23 protein-coding genes are annotated in these 22,069 nt (G+C 69.3%); 9 read left to right on the top strand and 14 right to left on the bottom strand.

Features of this window, described 5'->3' with window-relative positions; genetic code table 11:
* Positions 1 to 29: 29 nt before the first annotated feature.
* On the top strand, positions 30 to 1,043 hold the full coding sequence (trpS, locus tag AB0I23_RS04780) for a tryptophan--tRNA ligase (RefSeq protein ID WP_359106801.1): 1,014 nt from the start codon (positions 30 to 32) through the stop codon (positions 1,041 to 1,043).
* Between the two features lie 141 nt (positions 1,044 to 1,184).
* The gene (locus tag AB0I23_RS04785) at positions 1,185 to 1,775 is read left to right on the top strand and encodes a 2'-5' RNA ligase family protein (RefSeq protein ID WP_359106803.1); all 591 of its coding nucleotides are present in this window, start codon (positions 1,185 to 1,187) and stop codon (positions 1,773 to 1,775) included.
* A 230-nt stretch (positions 1,776 to 2,005) separates the two neighbouring features.
* Here the strand turns inward: AB0I23_RS04785 and AB0I23_RS04790 are convergent, their stop codons facing one another.
* Complete coding sequence (locus AB0I23_RS04790; protein WP_359106805.1) at positions 2,006 to 2,761, bottom strand: decaprenylphospho-beta-D-erythro-pentofuranosid-2-ulose 2-reductase; 756 nt, start codon at positions 2,759 to 2,761, stop codon at positions 2,006 to 2,008.
* 52 nt (positions 2,762 to 2,813) lie between these two features.
* Positions 2,814 to 4,163: an FAD-binding oxidoreductase gene (locus AB0I23_RS04795; RefSeq protein WP_359106807.1), complete on the bottom strand. Its 1,350-nt coding sequence runs from the start codon at positions 4,161 to 4,163 to the stop codon at positions 2,814 to 2,816.
* Positions 4,164 to 4,453: 290 nt separating this feature from the next.
* On the opposite strand from AB0I23_RS04795, the gene AB0I23_RS04800 reads away from it, so the two are divergent.
* Positions 4,454 to 4,591 (top strand): hypothetical protein, encoded by a 138-nt coding sequence (locus AB0I23_RS04800; protein ID WP_436846870.1) that lies wholly within the window; start codon positions 4,454 to 4,456, stop codon positions 4,589 to 4,591.
* Between the two features lie 186 nt (positions 4,592 to 4,777).
* On the top strand, positions 4,778 to 5,707 hold the full coding sequence (locus AB0I23_RS04805) for a YihY/virulence factor BrkB family protein (RefSeq protein ID WP_359106809.1): 930 nt from the start codon (positions 4,778 to 4,780) through the stop codon (positions 5,705 to 5,707).
* On the opposite strand, the gene AB0I23_RS04810 is transcribed toward AB0I23_RS04805, so the two are convergent.
* Entirely contained in the window at positions 5,655 to 6,929 is a 1,275-nt protein-coding gene (locus AB0I23_RS04810) for a D-alanyl-D-alanine carboxypeptidase family protein (RefSeq protein ID WP_359106811.1), read from the bottom strand. The genes AB0I23_RS04805 and AB0I23_RS04810 overlap by 53 nt on opposite strands.
* 121 nt (positions 6,930 to 7,050) lie before the next feature.
* Between AB0I23_RS04810 and AB0I23_RS04815 the strand changes: the two genes are divergently transcribed.
* From AB0I23_RS04815 to AB0I23_RS04825, 3 genes are all read left to right on the top strand, one after another.
* Positions 7,051 to 7,296: an SCO4848 family membrane protein gene (locus AB0I23_RS04815; protein ID WP_037688258.1), complete on the top strand. Its 246-nt coding sequence runs from the start codon at positions 7,051 to 7,053 to the stop codon at positions 7,294 to 7,296.
* 87 nt (positions 7,297 to 7,383) lie between these two features.
* A complete protein-coding gene (locus AB0I23_RS04820) occupies positions 7,384 to 8,700 on the top strand; it encodes a metallophosphoesterase (RefSeq protein WP_359106813.1) in 1,317 nt (438 codons plus the stop codon).
* 209 nt (positions 8,701 to 8,909) lie between these two features.
* A complete protein-coding gene (locus tag AB0I23_RS04825) occupies positions 8,910 to 10,463 on the top strand; it encodes an ABC transporter substrate-binding protein (protein WP_359106815.1) in 1,554 nt (517 codons plus the stop codon).
* A 139-nt stretch (positions 10,464 to 10,602) separates the two neighbouring features.
* Here AB0I23_RS04825 and AB0I23_RS04830 read toward each other — a convergent pair whose 3' ends face one another.
* The 4 genes from AB0I23_RS04830 to AB0I23_RS04845 all read right to left on the bottom strand — a co-directional run bounded on the left by AB0I23_RS04830 (position 10,603) and on the right by AB0I23_RS04845 (position 13,541).
* Entirely contained in the window at positions 10,603 to 11,340 is a 738-nt protein-coding gene (locus tag AB0I23_RS04830; protein ID WP_359106817.1) for a TetR/AcrR family transcriptional regulator, read from the bottom strand.
* Entirely contained in the window at positions 11,334 to 11,792 is a 459-nt protein-coding gene (locus tag AB0I23_RS04835) for a thiol-disulfide oxidoreductase DCC family protein (RefSeq protein ID WP_359106819.1), read from the bottom strand. Before AB0I23_RS04835 ends, AB0I23_RS04830 begins: the two co-directional genes overlap by 7 nt.
* Before the next feature lie 8 nt (positions 11,793 to 11,800).
* Entirely contained in the window at positions 11,801 to 12,235 is a 435-nt protein-coding gene (locus AB0I23_RS04840) for a hypothetical protein (RefSeq protein WP_359106821.1), read from the bottom strand.
* Between the two features lie 67 nt (positions 12,236 to 12,302).
* A complete protein-coding gene (locus tag AB0I23_RS04845) occupies positions 12,303 to 13,541 on the bottom strand; it encodes an MFS transporter (protein ID WP_359106823.1) in 1,239 nt (412 codons plus the stop codon).
* A gap of 88 nt (positions 13,542 to 13,629) precedes the next feature.
* On the opposite strand from AB0I23_RS04845, the gene AB0I23_RS04850 reads away from it, so the two are divergent.
* Positions 13,630 to 14,139 carry a MarR family winged helix-turn-helix transcriptional regulator gene (locus AB0I23_RS04850; RefSeq protein ID WP_359106825.1) on the top strand — a complete coding sequence of 170 codons (510 nt, stop codon included), beginning with the start codon at positions 13,630 to 13,632 and terminating at the stop codon, positions 14,137 to 14,139.
* Between the two features lie 139 nt (positions 14,140 to 14,278).
* On the opposite strand, the gene AB0I23_RS04855 is transcribed toward AB0I23_RS04850, so the two are convergent.
* The 7 genes from AB0I23_RS04855 to AB0I23_RS04885 all read right to left on the bottom strand — a co-directional run bounded on the left by AB0I23_RS04855 (position 14,279) and on the right by AB0I23_RS04885 (position 20,006).
* Positions 14,279 to 14,989, bottom strand: coding sequence for a hypothetical protein (locus AB0I23_RS04855; protein ID WP_359106827.1), 711 nt, complete (start codon positions 14,987 to 14,989; stop codon positions 14,279 to 14,281).
* Between the two features lie 71 nt (positions 14,990 to 15,060).
* Positions 15,061 to 15,639, bottom strand: coding sequence for a hypothetical protein (locus tag AB0I23_RS04860; protein WP_359106829.1), 579 nt, complete (start codon positions 15,637 to 15,639; stop codon positions 15,061 to 15,063).
* 178 nt (positions 15,640 to 15,817) lie between these two features.
* Complete coding sequence (locus AB0I23_RS04865) at positions 15,818 to 16,576, bottom strand: succinate dehydrogenase iron-sulfur subunit (protein WP_359106831.1); 759 nt, start codon at positions 16,574 to 16,576, stop codon at positions 15,818 to 15,820.
* Entirely contained in the window at positions 16,576 to 18,336 is a 1,761-nt protein-coding gene (gene sdhA, locus AB0I23_RS04870; protein ID WP_359106833.1) for a succinate dehydrogenase flavoprotein subunit, read from the bottom strand. Before sdhA ends, AB0I23_RS04865 begins: the two co-directional genes overlap by 1 nt.
* Positions 18,337 to 18,365: 29 nt before the next feature.
* Positions 18,366 to 18,839 (bottom strand): succinate dehydrogenase hydrophobic membrane anchor subunit, encoded by a 474-nt coding sequence (locus AB0I23_RS04875; protein ID WP_327244726.1) that lies wholly within the window; start codon positions 18,837 to 18,839, stop codon positions 18,366 to 18,368.
* A gap of 5 nt (positions 18,840 to 18,844) precedes the next feature.
* A complete protein-coding gene (sdhC, locus tag AB0I23_RS04880) occupies positions 18,845 to 19,225 on the bottom strand; it encodes a succinate dehydrogenase, cytochrome b556 subunit (protein WP_359106835.1) in 381 nt (126 codons plus the stop codon).
* A gap of 166 nt (positions 19,226 to 19,391) precedes the next feature.
* Positions 19,392 to 20,006 carry a 2-oxo-4-hydroxy-4-carboxy-5-ureidoimidazoline decarboxylase gene (locus AB0I23_RS04885; protein WP_436846874.1) on the bottom strand — a complete coding sequence of 205 codons (615 nt, stop codon included), beginning with the start codon at positions 20,004 to 20,006 and terminating at the stop codon, positions 19,392 to 19,394.
* A gap of 289 nt (positions 20,007 to 20,295) precedes the next feature.
* Here AB0I23_RS04885 and AB0I23_RS04890 point away from each other — a divergent pair, with 289 nt between their 5' ends.
* A complete protein-coding gene (locus AB0I23_RS04890) occupies positions 20,296 to 21,897 on the top strand; it encodes a beta-N-acetylhexosaminidase (RefSeq protein WP_359106837.1) in 1,602 nt (533 codons plus the stop codon).
* Positions 21,898 to 22,069 lie beyond the last annotated feature (172 nt).

Genomic DNA, 22,069 nt, shown 5'->3' on the forward strand with positions numbered 1-22,069 from the left:
TCGGTTCCGTACCTGAGACAATGATTTCTATGGCCTCTGAACGCCCCCGCGTGCTCTCCGGAATCCAGCCCACCGCAGGCTCGTTCCACCTCGGCAACTACCTCGGTGCGGTCCGCCAGTGGGTGGCCCTGCAGGAGTCCCACGACGCCTTTTACATGGTCGTGGACCTGCATGCGATCACCGTTCCGCAGGATCCCGCGGAGCTGCGTGCCAACACCCGGCTCGCCGCCGCCCAGCTGCTGGCCGCCGGTCTCGACCCCGAGCGCTGCACGCTCTTCGTGCAGAGCCATGTCCCGGAGCACGCCCAGCTCGGCTGGGTCATGAACTGTCTCACCGGCTTCGGCGAGGCCTCCCGGATGACGCAGTTCAAGGACAAGTCCGCCAAGCAGGGAGCCGACCGGGCGACCGTCGGCCTCTTCACGTACCCGATCCTCCAGGTCGCGGACATCCTGCTCTACCAGGCCCACCAGGTCCCGGTCGGCGAGGACCAGCGCCAGCACATCGAGCTCACCCGCGACCTCGCCGAGCGATTCAACGGCCGGTTCGGTGACACGTTCACCATCCCGGCGCCGTACATCCTCAAGGAGACGGCGAAGATCTACGACCTGCAGGACCCGTCGATCAAGATGAGCAAGTCGGCGTCCACGCCGAAGGGCCTGATCAACCTGCTCGACGAGCCGAAGACCACGGCCAAGAAGGTCAGGAGCGCGGTCACCGACACCGACACGGTCATCCGTTACGACGTCGAGAACAAGCCGGGCGTCAGCAACCTCCTGACCATCTACTCCACCCTCACCGGCACCGGAATCGCGGATCTGGAGCAGAAGTACGAGGGCAAGGGCTACGGTGCGTTGAAGACCGACCTCGCAGAGGTCATGGTCGAGTTCGTCACACCGTTCCGGACCCGTACCGAGGAATATCTCGACGACCCGGAGACGCTGGATTCGATCCTGGCCAAGGGCGCGGAGAAGGCCCGGGCGGTAGCCGCCGAGACCCTGGCCCGGACGTACGACCGGATGGGCTTTCTGCCCGCGAAGCACTGAGTCCAAGGACCCTGGCGAGTTGACGGCTCGAGGCTGCACACTGGCGGTGGGAGACCATCCCCGGTGATGGTCTGAAACCAGCCATCGACGGCGGTGACGACGGTACGCCGGTCACCGACTTCGAAGAGTGAGGAGAACGACGTGGGGACCGTTACGCTCGGCGTTTCGATCGCGGTCCCGGAGCCCTACGGCAGCCTGCTCCAGGAGCGGCGCGCGAGCTTCGGGGACCCTGCCGCATACGGCATTCCCACCCACGTCACGCTTCTCCCGCCGACCGGGGCGGAGGCGGCCGACCTGCCCGCGATCGAGCGTCATCTCGCCGGGATCGCGACAGGCGGACGTCCCTTCCCGATGCGGCTGTCCGGCACGGGGACCTTCCGCCCCCTGTCGCCGGTCGTCTTCGTCCAGGTCGTCGAGGGTGCGTCCGCCTGCTCCTGGCTGCAGAAGCGGGTGCGGGACGCGTCCGGCCCGCTGATGCGCGAGCTGCAGTTCCCGTACCACCCGCACGTGACCGTGGCGCACGACATCCCGGAGCAGGCCATGGACCGGGCCTACGAGGAACTCGCCGACTTCGAGGCGTCCTGGACCTGCGGTTCCTTCGCGCTGTACGAGCAGGGCTCGGACGCCGTCTGGCGCCAGATCAACGAGTTCCCGTTCGGGGCCGAGGGCGGCGCGCCCGCCGTGCCCGCGCAGGGCGGCAGCTCCGTGGACGAGCCGTCCCTGCAGCCCTGAGCTGAGAGCCTGTCGGGTGACCTCTGATCGGGCGGCCACGCCCTGGCACGCACGCTTCCGGCGTTGCCGAAACGCCCTGGTGGCTCCTTCCTCAAGCTCTCAGCTTCGTTCGAGCAGGGGAGACCGCATCCGAGGCCATCCCGGCGCCTTGGAATCGCACGCACCATGCCGCGTCCGCTCCCCGATCGAAGGTCACCCGACAGGCTCTGAGGCGTCCGTAAGCGCTGCGCTCAGACCGGCAGACGCCTGAAGAGCGGCCGCGGCAGGTGCCGCAGCGCCGACATCACGATCCGCAGCGCCCCCGGCACCCACACCGTCTCCGAACGCCGCCGCAGTCCCGTCACGATCGCGTCCGCGACCGCGTCCGGGGTTGTCGCGAGCGGTACCTCCGGCATTCCCGCCGTCATCTTCGACCGCACGAAGCCGGGGCGTACGACCATCACATGCACCCCGGTGCCGTGGAGGGCGTCCCCCAGTCCCTGGGCGAACGCGTCCAGGCCCGCCTTGCTCGACCCGTAGATGAAGTCGGCGCGCCGGGCGCGCTCTCCCGCCACCGAGGACAGCACCACCAGCGATCCGTGCCCCTGCGCCTGGAGTGTGCCGGCGCACACCAGTCCGGCGGAGACGGCGCCGGTGTAGTTGGTCTGGGCGACCCGGACCGCGGAGAGGGGTTCCTCCTCGTCGCGTTCCTGGTCCCCGAGGATGCCGAACGCGAGCAGCACCATGTCGATGTCGCCCTCGGTGAAGATCTTGCCGAGAGCCGTCTCGTGGGACTCGGAGTCGAGGGCGTCGAAGGCGACGGTACGGACGTACGCACCCAGTTCCCGCAGTTCGGCCGCGGCCGATTCGAGGGCGGGGGAGGGGCGTCCGGCCAGCCAGACCGTGCGGGTGCGGCGGGCGATCAGCCGGCGCGCGGTGGCGAGCCCGATCTCCGATGTCCCACCGAGGACGAGCAGGGACTGCGGGGCACCGAAGGCGTCCTTCATGGAAACACTCCTGGCGGGCGGCGGGCGAAGCGGGAGTGGGCAGTGCGTGGGCTCAGAGGCCGAGGCGGCGGGAGAGGTCGGAACGGAATGCCCCGTCCGGGTCCAGTTCGGCGCGCAGCGCCCGGAATTCGGGCAGCCGCGGATACATCGCGGCCAGCGTCTCGGGGCGCAGCCGGGAGTCCTTCGCCAGGTAGACGCGGCCACCGGCCGCCGCGACCTCCTCGTCCAGCTCGTCGAGGAAGCGGGCCAGGCCCGGCAGCGCGGCGGGCAGATCGAGGGCGAGCGTCCAGCCGGGCATCGGGAACGACAGCCAGCCCGGATCGCTGTTCCCGAACCGTTTGAGCACGGCCAGGAACGACGGGCAGCGCCGCTGCGAGATCCGGCGCACGATCCGGCGCAGCGCCTCCTCCTGCCCGTTTCCGACGACGAACTGGTACTGCACGAAGCCACCGCGGCCGTACATCCGGTTCCAGTGCGGCACGCCGTCCAGCGGGTGGAAGAACGTGGACAGCTTCTGGAGTTCGCCGATGCGGTACGTGGGGGCTCTGCGGTACCAGAGCTCGTTGAAGAGGGTGGCAGAGGCGCGGCCGAGCAGACCGTTCGGTACGAACGCGGGCGCGGCGGGCCGCTGTCCCGGACGGAACGCGAGCGGTGTGCGCCGGGCGCGCGTTGGGAGTACATGCAGCGGCGCGTGCTCCCCCCGGGTGAGTACGGAGCGGCCGGTCGCCCTGCCCCGGGCGAGGAGGTCGATCCAGGCGACCGAATAGCGGTAGCGGTGGTCGGAGGCGGTGAGCCTGGCCATCGAGTCGTCCAGGTCGACAGCCCGTTCGGTGTCGACCGACATCAGTGACGTCGCGACGCGCTGGAACCGGAGCGTGGCCGAGAGGATCACCCCGGTCAGTCCCATACCGCCCGCGGTCGCGTCGAAGAGAGCGGTGCCGGGCCGCACCGTACGCATCCCGCCGTCGGCGGTCAGCAGTTCCATGTCCTGTACGTGGCGGGAGAAGGAGCCGGAGACGTGATGGTTCCTGCCGTGGATGTCGGCGCCGATCGCTCCGCCCACGGTGACGTAACGCGTCCCGGGGGTCACTGGCACGAACCAGCCGAGCGGCAGCATTACTTCCATCAGCCGGTGCAGGCTCACGCCCGCATCGCAGACCACCAGGCCGGTGGCGACGTCGATGGTGCGGATCCGGTTCAGCGCGGTCATGTCGAGGACTGAGCCGCCCGCGTTCTGTGCCGCGTCGCCGTAGGCCCGGCCCAGACCGCGCGCGATGGAACCACGGGGTCCGCAGCCGCGCACCGCGACCGCCGCCTCCTCGTACGTACGGGGACGGAACCGCAGGGCGGTCGTCGGGGCGGTACGGCCCCAGCCGGTCAGGGAGACGGTGTCGGCAGACATGGTGGTGACCGTATCGCCCGAGAAAACACCTTTGAGGGATGCGTTACAGAACTCACCGAAATGGGCGATTGAACGAGTGTCAACCATCAATGACACGCAACTTCCTTTCCTGAGCGAAAGAGTTCGCTTCGGGAAGGGCCGGGAACGGGTGGTGTCGGATGTGGGGTGCGAGGCTCCGGCCTGAAGGGGCGACGGGTTCGAAGAGGGCCAGGTACTCCGGGGAAGCGGCGGCACGGCCGACGCGAGCCGGCTGCTCTGACGTCAGCTGTCGATGATCCCGTTCGTCCCTGGTGGTTCCGTGGTACGCGGAGTTCGCCGACCGCGGCACGTCCGGCGCGCCCGAGGACGTGGTGCCGGGCAACCGGGCGCTCGCCGTCATCGAGCTGGTGCGGATGGCCATGGACGGACCGGCGGTCGCCGGTCCGTGAGAGTCCCGCCTGCCGGGTTCCGCCTCGGCCGTACCTGGTGTGGGTCGCCGTCGGTGCCCGCGGCTCTGTGGTGCAGTTGGTCCGTCCGGCCGTGTCGCCCACGGACCCGGCCGGACATCACCCCGGCGCCTGCGCGCCCGGGACCCGCACACCGGTTTTCCGCGCCCAGGAGGGTACGCGCACGTCATGGACTGGCTGAAGAATCTCCCCGTCATCGGGCCCCTCGTCGCCCGGCTGATGTTGACGCACGCCTGGCGCTCGTACGAACGGCTGGACCGGGTCCACTGGAGCAGGCTCGCCGCCGCGATCACTTTCATCAGCTTCCTGGCGCTCTTCCCGCTGATCGCGGTCGGCGCGGCGATCGGCGCCGTGCTGCTCTCCGACGAGCAGCTGCACAAGATCGAGAAGTTGGTCGCCGATCAGGTGCCGGGCATCTCCGATCAGCTGGGCATCAGCAGTCTGGTGGCCAATGCGGGCACGATCGGGCTGGTCGCCGGTGCGCTGCTGCTCTTCACCGGCGTCGGCTGGATCGGCGCCATGCGGGACTGCCTGCGCGCGGTCTGGGAGAAGGACGATGTGGACCAGGACAATCCGGTCGTCCGTAAGCTCAAGGACGCGGGACTGCTGATCGGCCTCGGCGGAGCCGCGCTCGTCACCCTCGCCGCTTCCACGGCGGGCTCCACCGCGGTCGGCTGGACCGCCGACCTGCTGGGCATCCCCAACCGTGGCGCGGGCGGGGTGCTGCTGCAGATCGTGGCCCTGTTCGTGGCGGCCGTGGCCGACTTCCTGCTGCTGCTCTATCTGCTGACACTGCTGCCGGGCGTGAAGCCGCCGCGGCGCAGGCTGCTGACGGCGGCGGTGATCGGCGCGATCGGGTTCGAACTCCTCAAGCTGCTGCTCGGCAGCTACATGAAGAGTGTCGCGTCGAAGAGCATGTACGGCGCCTTCGGTGTGCCGATCGCCCTCCTGCTGTGGATCAACTTCACCGCGAGGCTGCTGCTGTTCTGCGCCGCCTGGACGGCGACGCGGAGCAGGAAGGACATCAGGGAGGGCGTCGCGGACGTCAGCGGCGAGGAAGGCGGCGCACCAGGTCCGGCAGCGGCCAGCGCCGGCTGACCAGGTACACGCCGCCGGCCAGCAGCACCAGCACCCCGCCGACGATCCCCAGCGCGATCCCGACCCCGCTGGAGCCGTCGGAGGCCTCGGCGGCGCCCTGACCGTGCTTGCCCGCACCCTTGCTCGCCGAACCGGAGGTACCCGTGGCGCTGTTGCCGTCGGCTGATTCCGCGCCCTTTCCGGTGCCCGTCTGCGCGGACTTCGGGGGGACCAGCTCGCCGACCGGGGTCACCTTGTCCGCCGCGTCGAAGCCCCAGTCGAGCAGGCTCGCGGCCTCCTTGTAGACGGCGTGGGGCTCCTTGGACGACGGGTGCATGACGGTGACGAGCAGCACCTTGCCGTTGCGCTCGGCGACGCCCGTGAAGGTGTTGCCCGCGTGCGTGGTGTAGCCGTTCTTGACGCCTGCGATGCCCTTGTACGGCTCGACGCCGTCGGCGCCCGTGAGCAGCCGGTTGGTGTTCTGGATCTCGAACGTCGCGCGCTTCTTTCCCTTCTTCTTCTCGCCGGGGAAGTCGGCCGTGGCCGTCGCGCAGTACTCGCGGAAGTCCTGCTTCTGCAGCCCGCTGCGGGCGAACAGGGTGAGGTCGTACGCGCTGGAGACCTGTTCGGGCGCGTCGTAACCGTCGGGTGACACGACGTTCGTGTCGAGGGCCTGCAGTTCCTCGGCGTGTGCCTGCATGGCGGCGACGGTCTTGGGTACGCCTCCGTACATCGCGGACAGCACATGTACCGCGTCGTTGCCGGAGCGCAGGAAGACGCCGAGCCACAGGTCGTGGACCGTGTAGGTCAGGTGCTCCTTGACGCCGACCAGGCTGCTGCCCTCGCCGACATCGGCGAGATCCTCGTTCGTCACCTCGTGCTTCAGAGTCTTCGGCTGCAGTTCGGGCGAGTCCATGACCGTGTCGGCGAACAGCATCTTCAGGGTGGACGCGGGGGGCAGCCGCCAGTGCGAGTTGTGCGAGGCGAGCACCTCGCCGCTCTCCGCGTCCGCGACGATCCAGGACCGGCCGGTGAGGTCCTTCGGCAGCACCGGGGCGCCGGGCCCCAGTTCGACCTGGGTGCCGACCCGACCGAGCTGCGCGCCGCCGACCTTCGACATCGGGGCGGTCGGCTTCGGGTCGTCGGCGGTGTCCTTGCCGACCGCCGACGCGGGACCGATGACAAACGTGGACAGCAGAGCGGCGGAGATGACCGTCAGCGCGGTCTTTTTCAGAGCGGGCACGGTCGGAAACGTACAGGCTGATGATGTGATGAGTGACGCGGACCTATTGACCCGCCGTGCGCAACGCTGGGTCAGCCCACCCCGGGCGCTCGGGCCGGAGCGTGGTGGTGATACTGGATCCATGAAGCTCAGCCGCCCCGTTTCCTGGTTCCTGCTCGCCTTCGGGGTGTGGAGCTGGGTCATTTGGGTCACTTTCGCCAAGAATCTATGGAAAGACGGCAGTGGACTTGCCTTCGACGACGCGGGTGACCCGACTGCGTACTTCTGGGTGCATCTGCTGCTCGCCATCACGTCCTTTCTCCTGGGGACGGCGGTCGGTGTGATCGGGTTCCGCGGACTCAGGGCGCTGCGCCGCGAACGTTCATAACCGGCCGGACGGCGACCGGACATAGGTGTACGAAGCGCCGGCGCACGGCGCACGGCGCACGAGGTGTGGGCGTACCGAGAGCCGCACATGGGTGGGGGAGTGCACGTGGCAGTGGTCTTCGTTGCGGTGGCGCTGGCGGTCCTCGCACTGCTCGTCGGTGTGCACCGTTATGTGTGGCGCCGCCTCGTCGCCGACACGACGGCGCCGGGCGGCACGCTGCGCCGGGCGGGCACGGTGGCGGTCTGGCTGCTGCCGCTGCTGAGCGTCGGCGCCCTGGTTTCCGGGCGGGCGGGCGCGCCGTTCTGGCTGCAGAAGGTACTCGCCTGGCCGGGCTATCTGTGGCTGGCGGCGCTGCTGTATCTGACGCTGGCGCTGCTGGTGGGCGAGGCGGTACGGCCTGTTCTGCGACGAGTCCTCGTGCGCCGGACGGGTGGCGGTACGGCCTCTGGGGGCGATTCGTCCGAAACCGTCTCGTCCCAGGTCGAAACGCCCGTGACGGGGAACTCCCCGGCCCGTGCGCCCGTGAGCGGAACCCCTGCCACCCTCGTCGCGGACGCCCCCGACACGGGCCCCGCCGACCCCTCCCGCCGCCTGTTCGTCGCGCGTGCCGTCGGGGGCGCGGCCGCCGTCGCCGGGCTCGGCACCGTCGGCTACGGCACCTACGGAGTGCTGCGCGGTCCGCGTGTCAAGCGCGTCACCGTCCCACTCGCCGGACTGCCCCGCGCCGCGCACGGCTTCCGGATCGCCGTCGTCAGCGACATCCACCTCGGCCCGATCCTTGGCCGCGCCCACACCCAGCGGATCGTCGACACGATCAACCGGACGCAGCCCGATCTGATCGCCGTCGTCGGGGACCTCGTCGACGGCTCCGTCGCCGACCTCGGTCCGGCCGCCGAACCGCTCGCACGGCTGGAGGCCCGTCATGGCGCGTTCTTCGTCACCGGCAACCACGAGTACTTCTCCGGTGCGGCCCAATGGGTCGATCAGGTAAGGGAATTGGGACTGCACCCACTGGAGAACGCCCGGGTCGAGATCGGCGGTTTCGATCTCGCCGGGGTCAATGACATCGCCGGGGAGGGCGAGGGGCGCGGCCCCGATTTCGATCGCGCCCTGGGTGACCGGGACCGGACCCGCGCCTCCGTCCTCCTCGCCCATCAACCCGTCGTCATCGACGACGCCGTTGCGTACGGCGTGGATCTGCAGCTTTCGGGCCACACCCACGGCGGTCAACTCTGGCCGGGCAACTACGTTGCCGAACTGGCCAACCCCACGGTCGCCGGCCTGGAGCGCTACGGCGACACCCAGTTGTACGTCTCTCGGGGTGCGGGTGCCTGGGGCCCGCCCGTGCGGGTCGGTGCCCCTTCCGACATCACCGTCGTGCACCTGGCGTCCCGTCAGGCGTAACGGCATAAAAGGGACGACTCAACTGCACGGTGCCTCCACGGTTTTCAGCCGTTCGGCCCAGCCAAGGTTTCAGCTGTCGAACAAAAGGCTATGAGGTACAGATTTCCTCTTCCGGATGTGAAAATGGTGTGATTGGCTGACCGTGAGCACGGTGATGTGCGTTTCTGAGCACATCTGCCCAGGTAGGGCTGTTAAGGGAGAGCACGGCAATGCGGTCGATCCGGCTACGGATTCTCGCGATTCTCGCGGTTTTGGTCATCGCAGGCGTCGTCGCCTGGCAGTTGCTTCCCTCGAACGAGGTGAAGAGTGATCCGATCATGGTCGGGACGACGGACGAGGTGACGTCCCTCGATCCGGCCGGTGCGTACGACGCCGGTTCCTGGGCGATGTACAGCAACCTCTACCAGTCCCTCATGACGTTCAAGTCCGGGGCGATCGTCCCGGAACCGGACGCCGCCGAGAGCTGTGGATTCATCGGCCAGAAGCTCCAGACGTACCAGTGCAAACTGCGCGACGATCTGACCTTCGCCAGCGGCCGGAAGGTGACCGCCGCCGATGCCGAGTACTCCATCGAGCGCATGATCAAGATCAAGACGGACGTCGGTCCGTCGGTCCTGTTCCCCAGCCTCAAGAACGTGGTGTCCGAAGGCCGCACGATCACCTTCAACCTCTCCTCGCGTGACGCGACCTTCCCGCAGAAGCTCGCCACCGGAGCCGGTTCGATCGTCGACCGCGACGAGTATCCGGCGGACAAGCTCCGCACCGGAACCACGGTCGACGGCTCGGGGCCGTACGTCCTGAAGTCGTACCGACCGGGCGTCGAGGCGGAGCTGGTCCCGAACACCCGTTACAAGGGCGCGCTGAAGAAGACCGGTGTCCCGGTCACCGTCCGCTACTACAAGGAGTCGGACGAGCTCCTGGCGGCCTGGAAGTCCGGACAGGTCGATGTGACGCACCGGCAGCTGCCGCCGTCCACGCTCGCCGAGCTGAACCCCGGCGACCCCGACATGCGCGTCACCGAGGCGGGCAGCGCCGAGATCCGCAACCTGGTCTTCAATGTGCGCCCCGGGACCCCGCTCGCCAACAAGAAGGTCCGGCAGGCCATCGCGGCCAGCATCGACCGAGGGCCGCTGGTGACAGATGTCTACAAGAGCACCGTCGAACCGCTCTACTCGCTGATCCCGCAGGGCTACATCGGGCACAGCACGCCGTTCTTCGACGCCTACCCGGCGCCCGACCCGGCGCGCGCCAAGCGGCTGATGCAGGAGGCGGGCGTGCAGACCCCGCTGCACATCACCTTCGCCTACCGCGCCGACAACGCGTACACGAAGGAGACCGCCGAGCTCCGCCGCCAGCTGGAGGCGAACGGGCTCTTCAAGGTCTCGGTCAAGGCCGTGGAATGGCAGGACTTCCAGAAGGGTTACGCGGCCGGCAAGTACGACGCGTACACCGTCGGATGGCTGCCCGACTACCCGGACCCCGACACCTTCAGCCAGCCGCTCGTCGGCCGCGACAGCAGCCTTCACAACGGTTACACCAGCAAGAAGATGGACGACCTGATTTCGGCGACGCTGCAGTACAGCGACCGGAGCCGTACCGCGACGGACTTCAAGGAGCTCCAGGCGCTGGTCGGCGAGGACGTGCCGCTCGTGCCGCTGTGGCAGAAGAAGGACTACGTCGTCGCCACGACCGATGTCTCCGGCTCGCAGTACCTGTCGGACGGAACGGGCATCTGGCGGCTGTGGGAACTCAACTGGATCTAGGGACTTTCGTTTGGATCAGGCCGGACCCCGCGAGCCCGGCATGATCCAAATGAGGGGCCCTGGCCCCAGGATCCGCGAAGTCGGGGCCGGCCGGAGACTGCCGCACCTCGTGTGCGAGGTCTCCGGCCGGCCCGGCCCTTTATGCCTTCTTCCTGCCCGGCCGCGTGGTGGCCGGCTGTTTCACCGACCCGGGCAGGAAGTCCGCCAGTACGTCGTGGATCTGCCGTACGAGCGGTCGCAGCACCCGGAACCGGGAGAGCGCGATCGCCCGAGCACCGATCGGTGCGGTGCGCTCGACGAGGCGGCGGCTGCGTTCGGCACCCTCCGTCCGGTCGTACACCCAGAACAGCACCAGACCCATCTGTATCAGCCACATCAACTGCGGCAGCACGTCGGTCATGTCGGGGTCGGTCTTGGTGCTGGAGCCGCGCAGGCACCGTTCATGAATGGAGATCGCCGCCTCCCGGGCCGCGACCGACTCCTCGGAGAACGGGGAGAGCGGGCTTTCCGGATCGGCGGCGTTCTTGAAGAACTGGGCGGCGAAGCGGTGGTACGGCTCGGCCACGTCGAGCCAGCTGAGCAGTACCCCGCGGATGCGTACGGCCAGGTCCTTGTCGCCTTCCAGGACCGGCCGCACCGCCGCCTCGTGCTCGGCGGCGAGCCGGTCGTAGAAGCTCTGGACGAGTGCGTCTTTCCCCGTGAAGTAGTAGTAGGCGTTACCGACGGAGACCCCTGCCTCCTGTGCGATGGCCCGCATCGTCGTCTTGTCGTAACCACGCTCCTCGAAGAGCCGGAGCGCCGTTTCGAGAATGAGTGTGCGGGTCTGCTCGCTCTTGGGAGCTTTGGCTTCCTTCGCGTCCTTCACTTCCTTCACCACAGCCCCGAGGGTAGTCGTCCGTCCTGGTCCTCCGTGCCGGGGACCCCGCACGCTCCGTCCCCGGGGTCGCAGGGTGCTGCCGTCAGCGACCGGTACTTCGCGGCGGCGAGCACGGACGCCCGGGCGAACGGCAGCCCCGCGGGGGTGGCCAGCCAGTGTGCCCTGGGGCGGTGTTCGGCCAGCGCCCAGAGGCAGACGATCCAGGCGGAGGTCCCCCGGTAGATCTGTCCCCGGTCGCCGATCGCGGTGATCTCGGAGAGCGTCCCGGAGTGGTCGAGCCCGGGGAAGCGGCGCCGTGCCTCCTCGGAGGCCGCCGGGACGAGATCGAGCGGGACGAGCTGACGCTGCTTCATCAGCCAGTGGCGCAGGTGGACGCAGAGCGAGCACTGCGCGTCGTAGAGCACGGTGAGCCCCTCGACGGGCGTCCGCCCCCCGTCGGCCGTGACCGCCACCGGCCCGGTCACCGGCCTGCGGCGGGCGCGGCCCACGGGCCCTGGCCGGCGGGGCCCGTCCAGCCCTGCGGCGGTACCGGCGGAATCTGCTCACGCTCCATCAGCCCGCGGCGGCGGATCTTGTTGAGCACGTAGACGTTCCCGAGGTGCATCACTCCGAGGACGAGCAGGACGACACCGACCTTCACCGAGAGCGCCTCGAAGAGGCCACGGGCGTCGGCGACCCCGTCGGCGTTCTTCAGGTAGAGGGCGACGAACCCCAGGTTGACCAGGTAGAAGCCGACCACCAGAAGGTGGTTGACGGCATCGGCGAGTTTCTCGTTCCCGTGCAGGACGTCGGCGAGGAAGACCTTTCCATTACGGCTCAGCGTGCGGGCGACCCACACGGTGAGCCCCCCGCTGATCAGCAGGTAGATGACGTACGCGACAACAGTGAGGTCCATGCCCCATCCTCCTTTGAACGCGTTCAAAAGCTGTTGTCATGGACTGTAGACCTGCATTTGAACATGTTCAAGCGGGTACTCCGGGTTGCTTGTCCCCGGCCGCCCCGGCTGTCGTCTCCGTGGCCCTGAAGCGTCGTACGCCCGGTACCGCCGCAGTCGCCAGGCAGGCCGTACCGACTGTCACCGCTGCTACGGTGAGCGGGACTTCGGGGCCCCAGGCCGCGGCGGCGACCGGGGCCAAGGCGTAGCCGAGTGGCATCGCGCCGAGGGAGAGCAGCCAGTCGTACGAGGTCACGCGGGCCAGTGCGTGGGCGGGTACCGCGGACTGGACCGAGGTGTTCCAGACCGGGCCGAGGAAGCCGAGCCCCGCCAGCGCGATGCCGTATCCGGCGATGGTCAGCGGGGCGGGGGCGCCGGCTGCGAGGAGACCGAGGGGGAGCGCGTACGTGGCGAGGCCCAGGTTGGCGGCCAGGACCGGGCGGCGCGGGCGGGCGCGCCCGGCCAGCAGCGAGCCGAGAAGGAGACCGACCGCGCCGGTCTGGAGCAGGGCGATCCAGACGTCCTCGCCGCCCATCTCCTCGATGGCGAGGGCCGGCCCCAGGGTCATCAGGACCGCGGCCGCGCCGTTCCATGCGGAGTGGGCGATCAGGCTCGTCCAGTACCAGTCGCGGCCGCGGACCTCGCCCCAGCCCTCCTTGAGATCGGTGAGCATCGAACGGCGCGGTATCGGCACGTGCTGGACCTTGATGACGGACAGCAGCGCGGCGCTCACCGCGAAGCTCGCACCGTCCAGCACGAACGCCCAGCCGGGGCCCGCGGTGAGGATCAGCGTTCCGGCGACGGCGGGGCCGCCGAGCCGGGTCGCGCTGGTGGCGACCGCCATCAGGGAGTTGGCGCGCAGCAGACTCGGGGCTTCCACCGTGCCACGGATCAGCGGCGACACGGTCGGCATGGCGAAGGCGCCGGCCGCGCCGCCGATCACCTCGGCGACCGCGATCTGCCAGAGCCGCGGTTCACCGCCGAGCAGCTCCACTCCGACGAAGAGCTGGGTGGCGCACCGTGCGAGATCGGCGGTGAGCGCCACCGTGCGGGCGTTGAAGCGGTCGCCCACGACGCCGCCGAGCGGCAGCAGGAGCAGCTTGGGCACCATCGCGCACGCCAGCACCAGGGCGAGGGCGGCGGTCGAGCCGGTGGCCAGGTAGACGGCGAGGGAGAGGGCGGCAGGGATGGCGGCGTCACCGAGGAGGGAGAGGGTGCGGCCGATGAAGAGCAGGCGGAAGGCGCGCGTGCGCAAGGGATGCGGCATGCGAGCGAATCTATTTCGATACCGAACTATTCGTCAACGAAATATCTGATGTCGAAACATGAGTGAACGCCGGGCGTACCCTTTCCTCATGGAGCGACGCGACTGGACCGACGGACATGTCGAGCGGTGGAAGCCCGTGCTTCCCGACCTCGATCCCGATGTCGAGGGGGCGGTGACCCGCATGAAGAAGCTCTCCGTCCACCTGCGGCGGGTGCGTGAACAGTCCCTGGTCGACTTCGACCTGGACCGCCAGGAGTTCGAGACGCTCCACAAGCTCGCCGGACGCGGCGGGAAGGCGGCCCCCTCCGAACTCGCCGCCGACCTCGACCTCGCCCCCGCCTCCGTCACCGGCCGGCTGGACGCGCTCGAACGGCGGGGATTCATTCGCCGTACGCCCTCCACCACCGACCGGCGACGGGTCGACGTGGAACTCACCGAGGAGGGCCGCTCGACCTGGCTCGGCGCGATGGACTTCCTCGGCCACGAGGAGGACCGGCTGCTCGGCGTACTCGACAAGGACGATCGCATCCTGCTCAACGACATGCTGCGCCGCATCATGGTCGTCGCGGAGGACCGCGGCGGAGCCGACTGCGGCTGAGTGCCACGAGGGCCGGCCCGACCCGAGGGGAGAACAGCCCTACGTCGCGTCGTCCTTGATCTCCCCGACCGACGTACTCGGCCGGTTCCGCCCGGAGTTCGTCCCGGCTCCGGCCGCGCAGACGGGCGACCGCCTCGTCCTACCGGGCTGCCGCCTGCACCACCGACGACACGAACCCGCGCGGCAGCGGCGCCGGCACGAACAGCAGCGCGATCGCGGCGAGCGGCCGCAGCGGGCCGCGGCCGCGCACCGTCAGCGCCACATCGATCCGCCACCCGCCCGCTTCGGCCGCCCGTGGGGTGAGGGTCGGCCGCGCACGGCCCAGCCGGTGCTCCAACCGGGCCGTCGCCGGGGCACGGGCCGGCGGGGGCGCACCCGGCGCCACGGCCGCCGCCCACCACGCGGACAGATCCAGCTCCGCCTTCCGCGAACCGCGCCGCAGCGCACCCGACCAGCCGGAGGCCCCCTCGGGGCCACGCATGTGGCCCTCGATCTCCACTGCCCCGGGGCGGTCCGGGTTGCGCAGTCGCACCGCCACCCGGCCGGAGAACTCGGCGGTCCGCAGTACCTGTTCCACGGCTGTCGCGCTGCCGCGCCGCCACTCCCGTACGACCAGCGTCTCCAGCTCGGCGTCCTCGGGCGCGGCGGACCGGTACCGCGCGCCCGGTTGCAGATGACGGCCCCCGACCAGCCGGAGATCGGGGACCGCCCGCCCGTCCGGCAGCACGACCTCCTGGCCGCGGGACCGGGTGGACTCCGCGGGATCGCAGACCGGTTCGGCGCACTCGTCGAGCCGGTGGTTCCACGGAGGCGACGGTGACGGTGTGGTGGAAGCGGCCCATGACGTCACCCTGCCCTGCGGGGAGGGGAGGTGCCAGTGCCCCCGGCACCGCCTCCGTCCGCTGGTTCGCGTACGTCGCGTCAGATGCTCATCGAGCGGGCGGTGTTGACCTGAGCCATCACCATCTGGAACGTCTCCGGGCCGGTCGCCTGGATCATCGTCGAGTGGTGCCGGCCGCCGCTCGTCACCGAGACCTGGATGAACCCGGTCGTCTTCTTTTCCTTCATCAGGAGGAAGAGCAGCCCGACCAGGCAGAGCAGGGCGAAGACGATCGCCAGCACGATCGCGACCGTCGGGATCTTCTCCTCGGTGCGCGACATGTCGGTGGCCGTCCACACCGCGCCCTTGAGCGGCAGTGTGCCGGAGGGTGTCACGATCGAATCGTTCATGACGGTGATGTCCCCGAGCGACAGCATCGGCGCCCCGCCGCCTCCGGGCCCCGGGCCCTGCTGCGGCGGAAACCCGTAACCGGGCACGGGCGGCTGGGCCGGCGGATTCACGGCCGGGTAGCCGTAGGCCGGGCCCGGCTGGGCCGCGGCGTCGGGCAGCTGCTGCGGGTAGCCGTACCCCTGACCGTCCGCGACGGTGGGCGGATTGCCCGGCTGCTGGGGCGGTCCCCACCTGTATGAGTCGTCCGCGTACGGATTCGGATCGCTCAACGTTCCCCGCTCTCGATCAAGCCTGTGCGCCCCGCGCCTTGCTGCCCCGGGCGGTGAACCGGTCTACGGCTCCGCACGACCGTACCGAACGGACCTGCGCAGCGCAGCAGGAGGCCCCGCCTCCCGCAGCATTGCTACGGAAAACGGGGCCTCCTGTGCAACTCGCGTACCGGAAGGGTCAGAAGCGACGCGTGATCAGCGCGCGCTTCACTTCCTGGATCGCCTTGGTGACCTCGATGCCACGCGGGCACGCGTCCGTGCAGTTGAAGGTGGTGCGGCAACGCCACACACCGTCACGGTCGTTGAGGATCTCCAGCCGCTGCTCGCCGCCCTCGTCACGCGAGTCGAAGATGAAGCGGTGCGCGTTGACGATCGCCGCCGGGCCGAAGTACTGGCCGTCGTTCCAGAACACCGGGCACGACGAGGTGCACGCGGCGCACAGGATGCACTTGGTGGTGTCGTCGAACCGCTCGCGGTCCTCGGCGGACTGCAGACGCTCACGCGTCGGCTCGTTCCCCTTGGTGATGAGGAACGGCATGACGTCGCGGTACGCCTGGAAGAACGGGTCCATGTCGACCACGAGGTCCTTGAGGACCGTGAGGCCCTTTATGGCCTCGACCGTGATCGGCTTCTCCGGGTTGATGTCCTTGATCAGCGTCTTGCAGGCGAGCCTGTTCTTGCCGTTGATCCGCATCGCGTCGGAGCCGCAGATGCCGTGGGCGCAGGAACGGCGGAACGTCAGCGTGCCGTCGGTGTCCCACTTGATCTTGTGAAGGGCGTCGAGGACACGCTCCTTCGGGTCGATCTCGATCTGGAAGTCCTGCCACGTGGCCTCGTCGGAGACCTCGGGGTTGAAGCGGCGGATCCGGAAGGTGACCGTGATGTACGGGGAGGCGGCGGACTCCGCTTCCACCTTGTCCATAGTCGGGGTAGCCATCAGTACTTACGCTCCATCGGCTGGTAGCGGGTCTGGACGACCGGCTTGTAGTCGAGCCGGATCGACTCGGTGCCGTCGTCGGCGACCTCGCGGTACGCCATGGTGTGGCGCATGAAGTTGACGTCGTCGCGGTTCGGGTAGTCCTCGCGGTAGTGACCGCCGCGGGACTCCTTGCGGGCCAGTGCGGAGGTCGCCATGACCTCGGCCAGGTCGAGCAGGTTGCCCAGCTCGATGGCCTCCAGAAGGTCCGTGTTGAACCGCTTGCCCTTGTCCTGGATGGACACGTTCAGGTAGCGCTTGCGCAGCTCGGCGATCTTGTCGACGGCCGTCTTGATGGTCTGCTCGGTGCGGAACACCATCACATTGGCGTCCATGCACTCCTGCAGCTCCAGGCGGAGCGTCGCGACACGCTCGGTGCCCGTCGAGTTGCGCAGCCGCTCGACCTGGTCGATGACCAGCTGTGCCGGGTTCTCGGGAAGCTCGACGTAGTCGTTCTTCGCGGCGTACTCGGCGGCGGCGATGCCCGACCGGCGTCCGAAGACGTTGATGTCGAGCAGCGAGTTGGTCCCCAGGCGGTTGGCGCCGTGCACGGAGACACACGCGACCTCGCCGGCGGCGTACAGGCCCGGGACGACGGTGGTGTTGTCGGCCAGCACCTCGCCCTCGACGTTGGTCGGGATGCCGCCCATGGCGTAGTGCGCGGTCGGCTGGATCGGGATCGGGTCCGTGTAGGGCTCGATGCCGAGGTACGTACGCGCGAACTCGGTGATGTCCGGGAGCTTCGCGTCCAGCTGCTCCGGCGGCAGGTGGGTGAGGTCGAGGTAGACGTGGTCGCCCTCGGGACCGCAGCCGCGGCCCTCACGGATCTCCGTGTAGATGGAGCGGGACACGACGTCACGGGACGCGAGGTCCTTCATGACGGGCGCGTACTTCTCCATGAAGCGCTCGCCGTCCTTGTTGCGGAGGATTCCGCCCTCACCACGGGCGCCCTCCGTCAGCAGGATGCCCATGCGCCAGATACCCGTCGGGTGGAACTGGAAGAACTCCATGTCCTCCAGCGGCAGACCGCGGCGGTACGCGGCGGCCTGGCCGTCACCGGTCAGGGTGTGGGCGTTCGACGTCACCTTGAAGAACTTGCCGGTGCCGCCGGAGGCGAAGATGATCGCCTTCGCCTGGAAGACGTGGATCTCGCCGGTCGCCAGTTCGTACGCGACGACGCCCGCGGACTTCTTCAGCCCGGTCTCGGGGTCCTCCTGCAGCAGCAGGTCCAGGACGTAGAACTCGTTGAAGAACTCCACACCCTCCTTGACGCAGTTCTGGTACAGCGTCTGGAGGATCATGTGGCCGGTGCGGTCCGAGGCGTAGCAGGACCGGCGGACCGGGGCCTCGCCGTGGTTACGGCTGTGGCCGCCGAAGCGACGCTGGTCGATCTTGCCCTCGGGCGTGCGGTTGAACGGCAGGCCCATCTTCTCCAGGTCGAGGACGGAGTCGATGGCCTCCTTCGCCAGGATCTCGGCGGCGTCCTGGTCGACCAGGTAGTCGCCGCCCTTGATCGTGTCGAAGGTGTGCCACTCCCAGTTGTCCTCTTCCACGTTGGCGAGCGCGGCGGCCATGCCGCCCTGCGCGGCGCCCGTGTGGGAGCGGGTCGGGTACAGCTTCGTGAGCACGGCGGTACGGCTGCGCTTCGTCGACTCGATGGCCGCGCGCATGCCGGCGCCGCCTGCGCCGACGATGACGGTGTCGTACTTGTGGATCTGCATGATTTCCTCTGGTCCCTCTGGCCCGGCGCCTAGCGGATGTTCGGGTCGAAGGTGAAGATCACCAGCGTGCCCAGCAGGACGGTGAACACCGTGGCGGTGTACAGCAGCATCTTCAGCCAGAAGCGGGTGTTGTCCCGTTCGGCGTAGTCGTTGATGACCGTACGGAGGCCGTTGGCGCCGTGCAGCATGGCCAGCCACAGCATCGCCAGGTCCCAGACCTGCCAGAACGGCGAGGCCCAGCGGCCCGCCACGAAGGCGAAGCCGATCTTGGAGACACCGCCGTCCAGCACGAGCTGGATCAACAGGTGGCCGATGACCAGGACGACGAGCACGATGCCCGACAGGCGCATGAAGAGCCAGGCGTACATCTCGAAGTTGGTGCGCGAACCCTTGGGGGTCTTGCCCGTCCGCTTGCGCGGGGGCTCGATGACCGGGGCCGGGTGGTCGACGTCGTAGAGGCTGACGCCTTCGACGGCGCCGATCGCGGAGGACTCGGTGGACATTGGCCTCAGCTCCCGAAGACTTCGCGTACGGCGTGGCCGAGGACGGGGTACAGGGCCCCGACCATCAGCACGACCCAGATGCCCACCGCGGACCAGAGCATCTGCTTCTGGTAGCGCGGGCCCTTGGCCCAGAAGTCCACGGCGACGATACGGAGACCGTTCAGCGCGTGGAAGAGAATGGCGGCCACCAGGCCGTATTCGAGGAGCGCGACGATCGGCGTCTTGTACGTGGACACGACGTCGTCGTAGGCCTCGGGGGAGACGCGGACAAGAGCGGTGTCCAGGACGTGTACGAACAGGAAGAAGAAAATGAGGACACCGGTGACTCGATGAGCCACCCACGACCACATGCCTTCCCGGCCGCGGTACAGCGTTCCAGCCGGCACGGAAGAACCCTCCGGGAGCGGGGATTGGGGTCGGCCGGCTTGACTGTCGGTCTGACCCGGCCGGGTACGGTCCACCGGCCCCGGCCATCGTAGCGACGGTTTGTCGGTTCGTTCGCGCCGGGGCCTCTGGTGTGATCAAAGCGGCAATCAAACAGGCACGGACGGGCTAGGGCCTGCCCTTCGGACGAGGCCCTGGGGGCGGCCGCTCCGATCGCGTCGGATGGTCCGCCGGTCCGGCGCCTGTCACAAGCTCGATGATGCGGCCCCGGGCGAGTCGGCGCATCTCGTCCGCCGTGACCACCCGCTCCTCGTCGGGTTCGTGGCCCAGCCTGGCCCGGATGCCGGCCAGCACCTGGTCCGGGTGCTCGGCGGGGTGGAAGGCGTCGAGGCAGATCACGAAGACATGGCCGAAGCGACTTTCGTACGCGGCATGCGCGGCGCTCAGCGCGAGATGCGCGGAGTGCGGTGCGGCGTGGTGCAGTCCGGGGGAGACCTCGGCGGCGAGCGCCTCGGCGAGATCCGCGGGCGCCAGGTCGTACCCCGCCTCGTCGGCGGCGGCGAGGAGGGCGTCCAGGTCGGGGTACGGGCGGTGGGCGGCCAGCCGCTGCGCCCAGCGGGGGCTGCCGCAGCAGCTGAGCAGGGCGGCTTCGGCGGCGGCGGTGGGCGCGGTGTTGAACCGGTCGAGGCCGACGGGACGGACACCGGCGTGGGCCGCGGCCCGGCCGCAGTTCTGGACGGGGACCGCGGGCCGGCCGGCCCGCCGCTGCGGTGGTTCCGGCAGGCCGGCGTGGGACTCGCTGGGCCTGGACAGCGTGGGGCTCCTCGAAGCATCGGCACCTCTGTGCGCCTGGTGTGGTGAGTGGGGACCGATACCAGGGAGATGCAGGGTGAAGGGAGAGACGAATGTGCCCCAACGCTATCGAGACCGGGCAACGACCGTCTGACGGATGCACGAATATCACCCGTAAGGGAGAGTTTCAGAACGTCCGATGGACGATTCTTCGAGGAGAATGCCCGGTTATCTCCTTACTTTTGCCCCGTTGCCTGCCATAACCGGAGGTTTCTGACCGATGTCGCCCTCACGCGGCGCCCTCGCGGCCGGTGCGGCGCTCGCCGCGGCAGCCGCCGTGACGATCACCGTCGTCGTCTGGCCGGAAGGTCCGGACACCGGACGCCAGGGGGAGACGCCCGCGGCCAGCGCCCCCTCGCACGCCTCTCCCACCCCCTCGCCGACCCGCTACCCGCTCTCCGCGGCGCCCCGGACCATTCCCGCCGTACGCGAGCACATCGCCGCCCGCGGCCCCGGTTGGCGGCCGGGCCGGACCAGCGCCGTCGTGATCGCCAACGGCAGCGGACCGCTCGCGGACGAGGCGCAGCTGCTCGCCAAGGAGCTGAAGATCGGTTACCGCGGCGCCGTCCCGGCCCGTGCGGGCGATGTCGAGCTGGCCCTCGGCGCCCCCGGCGCCCCCGAGTCGTACACCCTGAGGACCCACGACCAGCGGGTCGTCATCACCGGCCCCGACCAGGCAGGTGTCTTCTACGGAACCCGCACGCTGAAGCAGTCGCTGCGCGCCGACGGCGTGATGCCCGAGGGCGAGGTGCGCGACCGTCCGGACCGGCCGCAGCGCGGACTCAACCTCGATATCGCGCGCAAGTACTACACCGTCGGCTGGATCGAGGACCGGCTGCGTGAGATGGCCGACCTCAAGCTCAACCAGCTCGGCCTGCACGTCTCCGACGACCAGGCGTTCCGGATCCAGTCCGACACCCACCCCGAGGTGGTGTCGCCCCAGCACCTCACCAAGGCGGAGGTCCGTCAGATCCTCGCCCTCGCGGGCCGGCTGCACATCGACGTGGTCCCCGAGATCGACTCCCCGGGCCATCTGGGCGCCGTCCTGCGCGCCCATCCGGACCTCCAGCTGCGCAACACGGCGGGCGTGCGCTCGATCGGATCGCTCGACATCTCCAACCCGGGCGCGGCGAAACTCGTCGACCAACTGCTCGGCGAGTTCACGGAGCTCTTCGGCGGTGCGTACTGGCACCTGGGCGGGGACGAGTACCGCGCGCTGACGGTGAAGAACCCGGCCGCCTCGTACCCGCAGCTCCAGCGCGCCGCCCAGCAGAAGTACGGACCGGCGGCCGGGATCAAGGACCTCGCCACCGGCTGGCTCAACGACCGCGCGGCGGTGGTGCGCCCGCACGGGCAGCAGCCCAAGGCCTGGAACGACGGCTTCTTCCGCGACGGGGTCGTCCAGGCCGACAAGAACATCGAGGTCGAGTACTGGACGGGCAAGGAGTACGGTGCCCGGCCGCCGGAGGAGTATCTGAGCGAGGGCCGGCGCCTGGTGAACCTCAACGACGAGTTCCTCTATTACGTGCTCGGCCAGCCCAATGCGTTCGTCTACCCGACCGGGAAGCGGATCTACGAACAGTGGACCCCGCTCGTCCTGCGCGGCACGCAGCCGGTACCGGCCCGCTACTCGAAGCAGATTCTGGGCGGCCGGTTCGCGGTCTGGGGCGACCTGCCGCAGGCGCAGACCCCCGCGCAGGTGGCGGCGGGGATCCGGATGCCGCTGCGGGCCACGGCCCAGAAGCTGTGGGACCCGAGGAGACCGACGCTGAGCTGGGGTCAGTTCCAGGCGCTGGCCGCGACGATCGACAAGGCGGGCTGAACGGGCGGCCGTACCGGATCTCGATGGACAGCACGACGGGCCGGGGCTGCATTCCGCTTGCCGCGCGCTCCGGGGAGGGAGCCGCGCGTTCTTGCGGAAAGTTTCAGAACCCTGGGGGCCACTTCACGCTGTGCTCAACCTGCCGGGTCGGACCGCCTGGGAACGGTAGCGG

The sequence above is a fragment of the Streptomyces atratus genome, assembly GCF_040655115.1.
Taxonomy (GTDB): domain Bacteria; phylum Actinomycetota; class Actinomycetes; order Streptomycetales; family Streptomycetaceae; genus Streptomyces; species Streptomyces atratus_D.

Excerpts from the sequence above, each read along its gene's own strand:
- AB0I23_RS04890 (WP_359106837.1), top strand. The coding sequence starts at position 20,296 with ATGTCGCCCTCACGCGGCGCCCTCGCGGCCGGTGCGGCGCTCGCCGCG.
- AB0I23_RS04805 (WP_359106809.1), top strand. The coding sequence starts at position 4,778 with ATGGACTGGCTGAAGAATCTCCCCGTCATCGGGCCCCTCGTCGCCCGG.
- AB0I23_RS04795 (WP_359106807.1), bottom strand. The coding sequence starts at position 4,163 with ATGTCTGCCGACACCGTCTCCCTGACCGGCTGGGGCCGTACCGCCCCG.
- AB0I23_RS04820 (WP_359106813.1), top strand. The coding sequence starts at position 7,384 with ATGGGTGGGGGAGTGCACGTGGCAGTGGTCTTCGTTGCGGTGGCGCTG.
- sdhA (WP_359106833.1), bottom strand. The coding sequence starts at position 18,336 with ATGCAGATCCACAAGTACGACACCGTCATCGTCGGCGCAGGCGGCGCC.
- trpS (WP_359106801.1), top strand. The coding sequence starts at position 30 with ATGGCCTCTGAACGCCCCCGCGTGCTCTCCGGAATCCAGCCCACCGCA.
- AB0I23_RS04790 (WP_359106805.1), bottom strand. The coding sequence starts at position 2,761 with ATGAAGGACGCCTTCGGTGCCCCGCAGTCCCTGCTCGTCCTCGGTGGG.
- AB0I23_RS04865 (WP_359106831.1), bottom strand. The coding sequence starts at position 16,576 with ATGGCTACCCCGACTATGGACAAGGTGGAAGCGGAGTCCGCCGCCTCC.
- AB0I23_RS04875 (WP_327244726.1), bottom strand. The coding sequence starts at position 18,839 with ATGTCCACCGAGTCCTCCGCGATCGGCGCCGTCGAAGGCGTCAGCCTC.
- AB0I23_RS04815 (WP_037688258.1), top strand. The coding sequence starts at position 7,051 with ATGAAGCTCAGCCGCCCCGTTTCCTGGTTCCTGCTCGCCTTCGGGGTG.
- AB0I23_RS04840 (WP_359106821.1), bottom strand. The coding sequence starts at position 12,235 with ATGGACCTCACTGTTGTCGCGTACGTCATCTACCTGCTGATCAGCGGG.
- AB0I23_RS04850 (WP_359106825.1), top strand. The coding sequence starts at position 13,630 with ATGGAGCGACGCGACTGGACCGACGGACATGTCGAGCGGTGGAAGCCC.
- AB0I23_RS04845 (WP_359106823.1), bottom strand. The coding sequence starts at position 13,541 with ATGCCGCATCCCTTGCGCACGCGCGCCTTCCGCCTGCTCTTCATCGGC.
- AB0I23_RS04825 (WP_359106815.1), top strand. The coding sequence starts at position 8,910 with ATGCGGTCGATCCGGCTACGGATTCTCGCGATTCTCGCGGTTTTGGTC.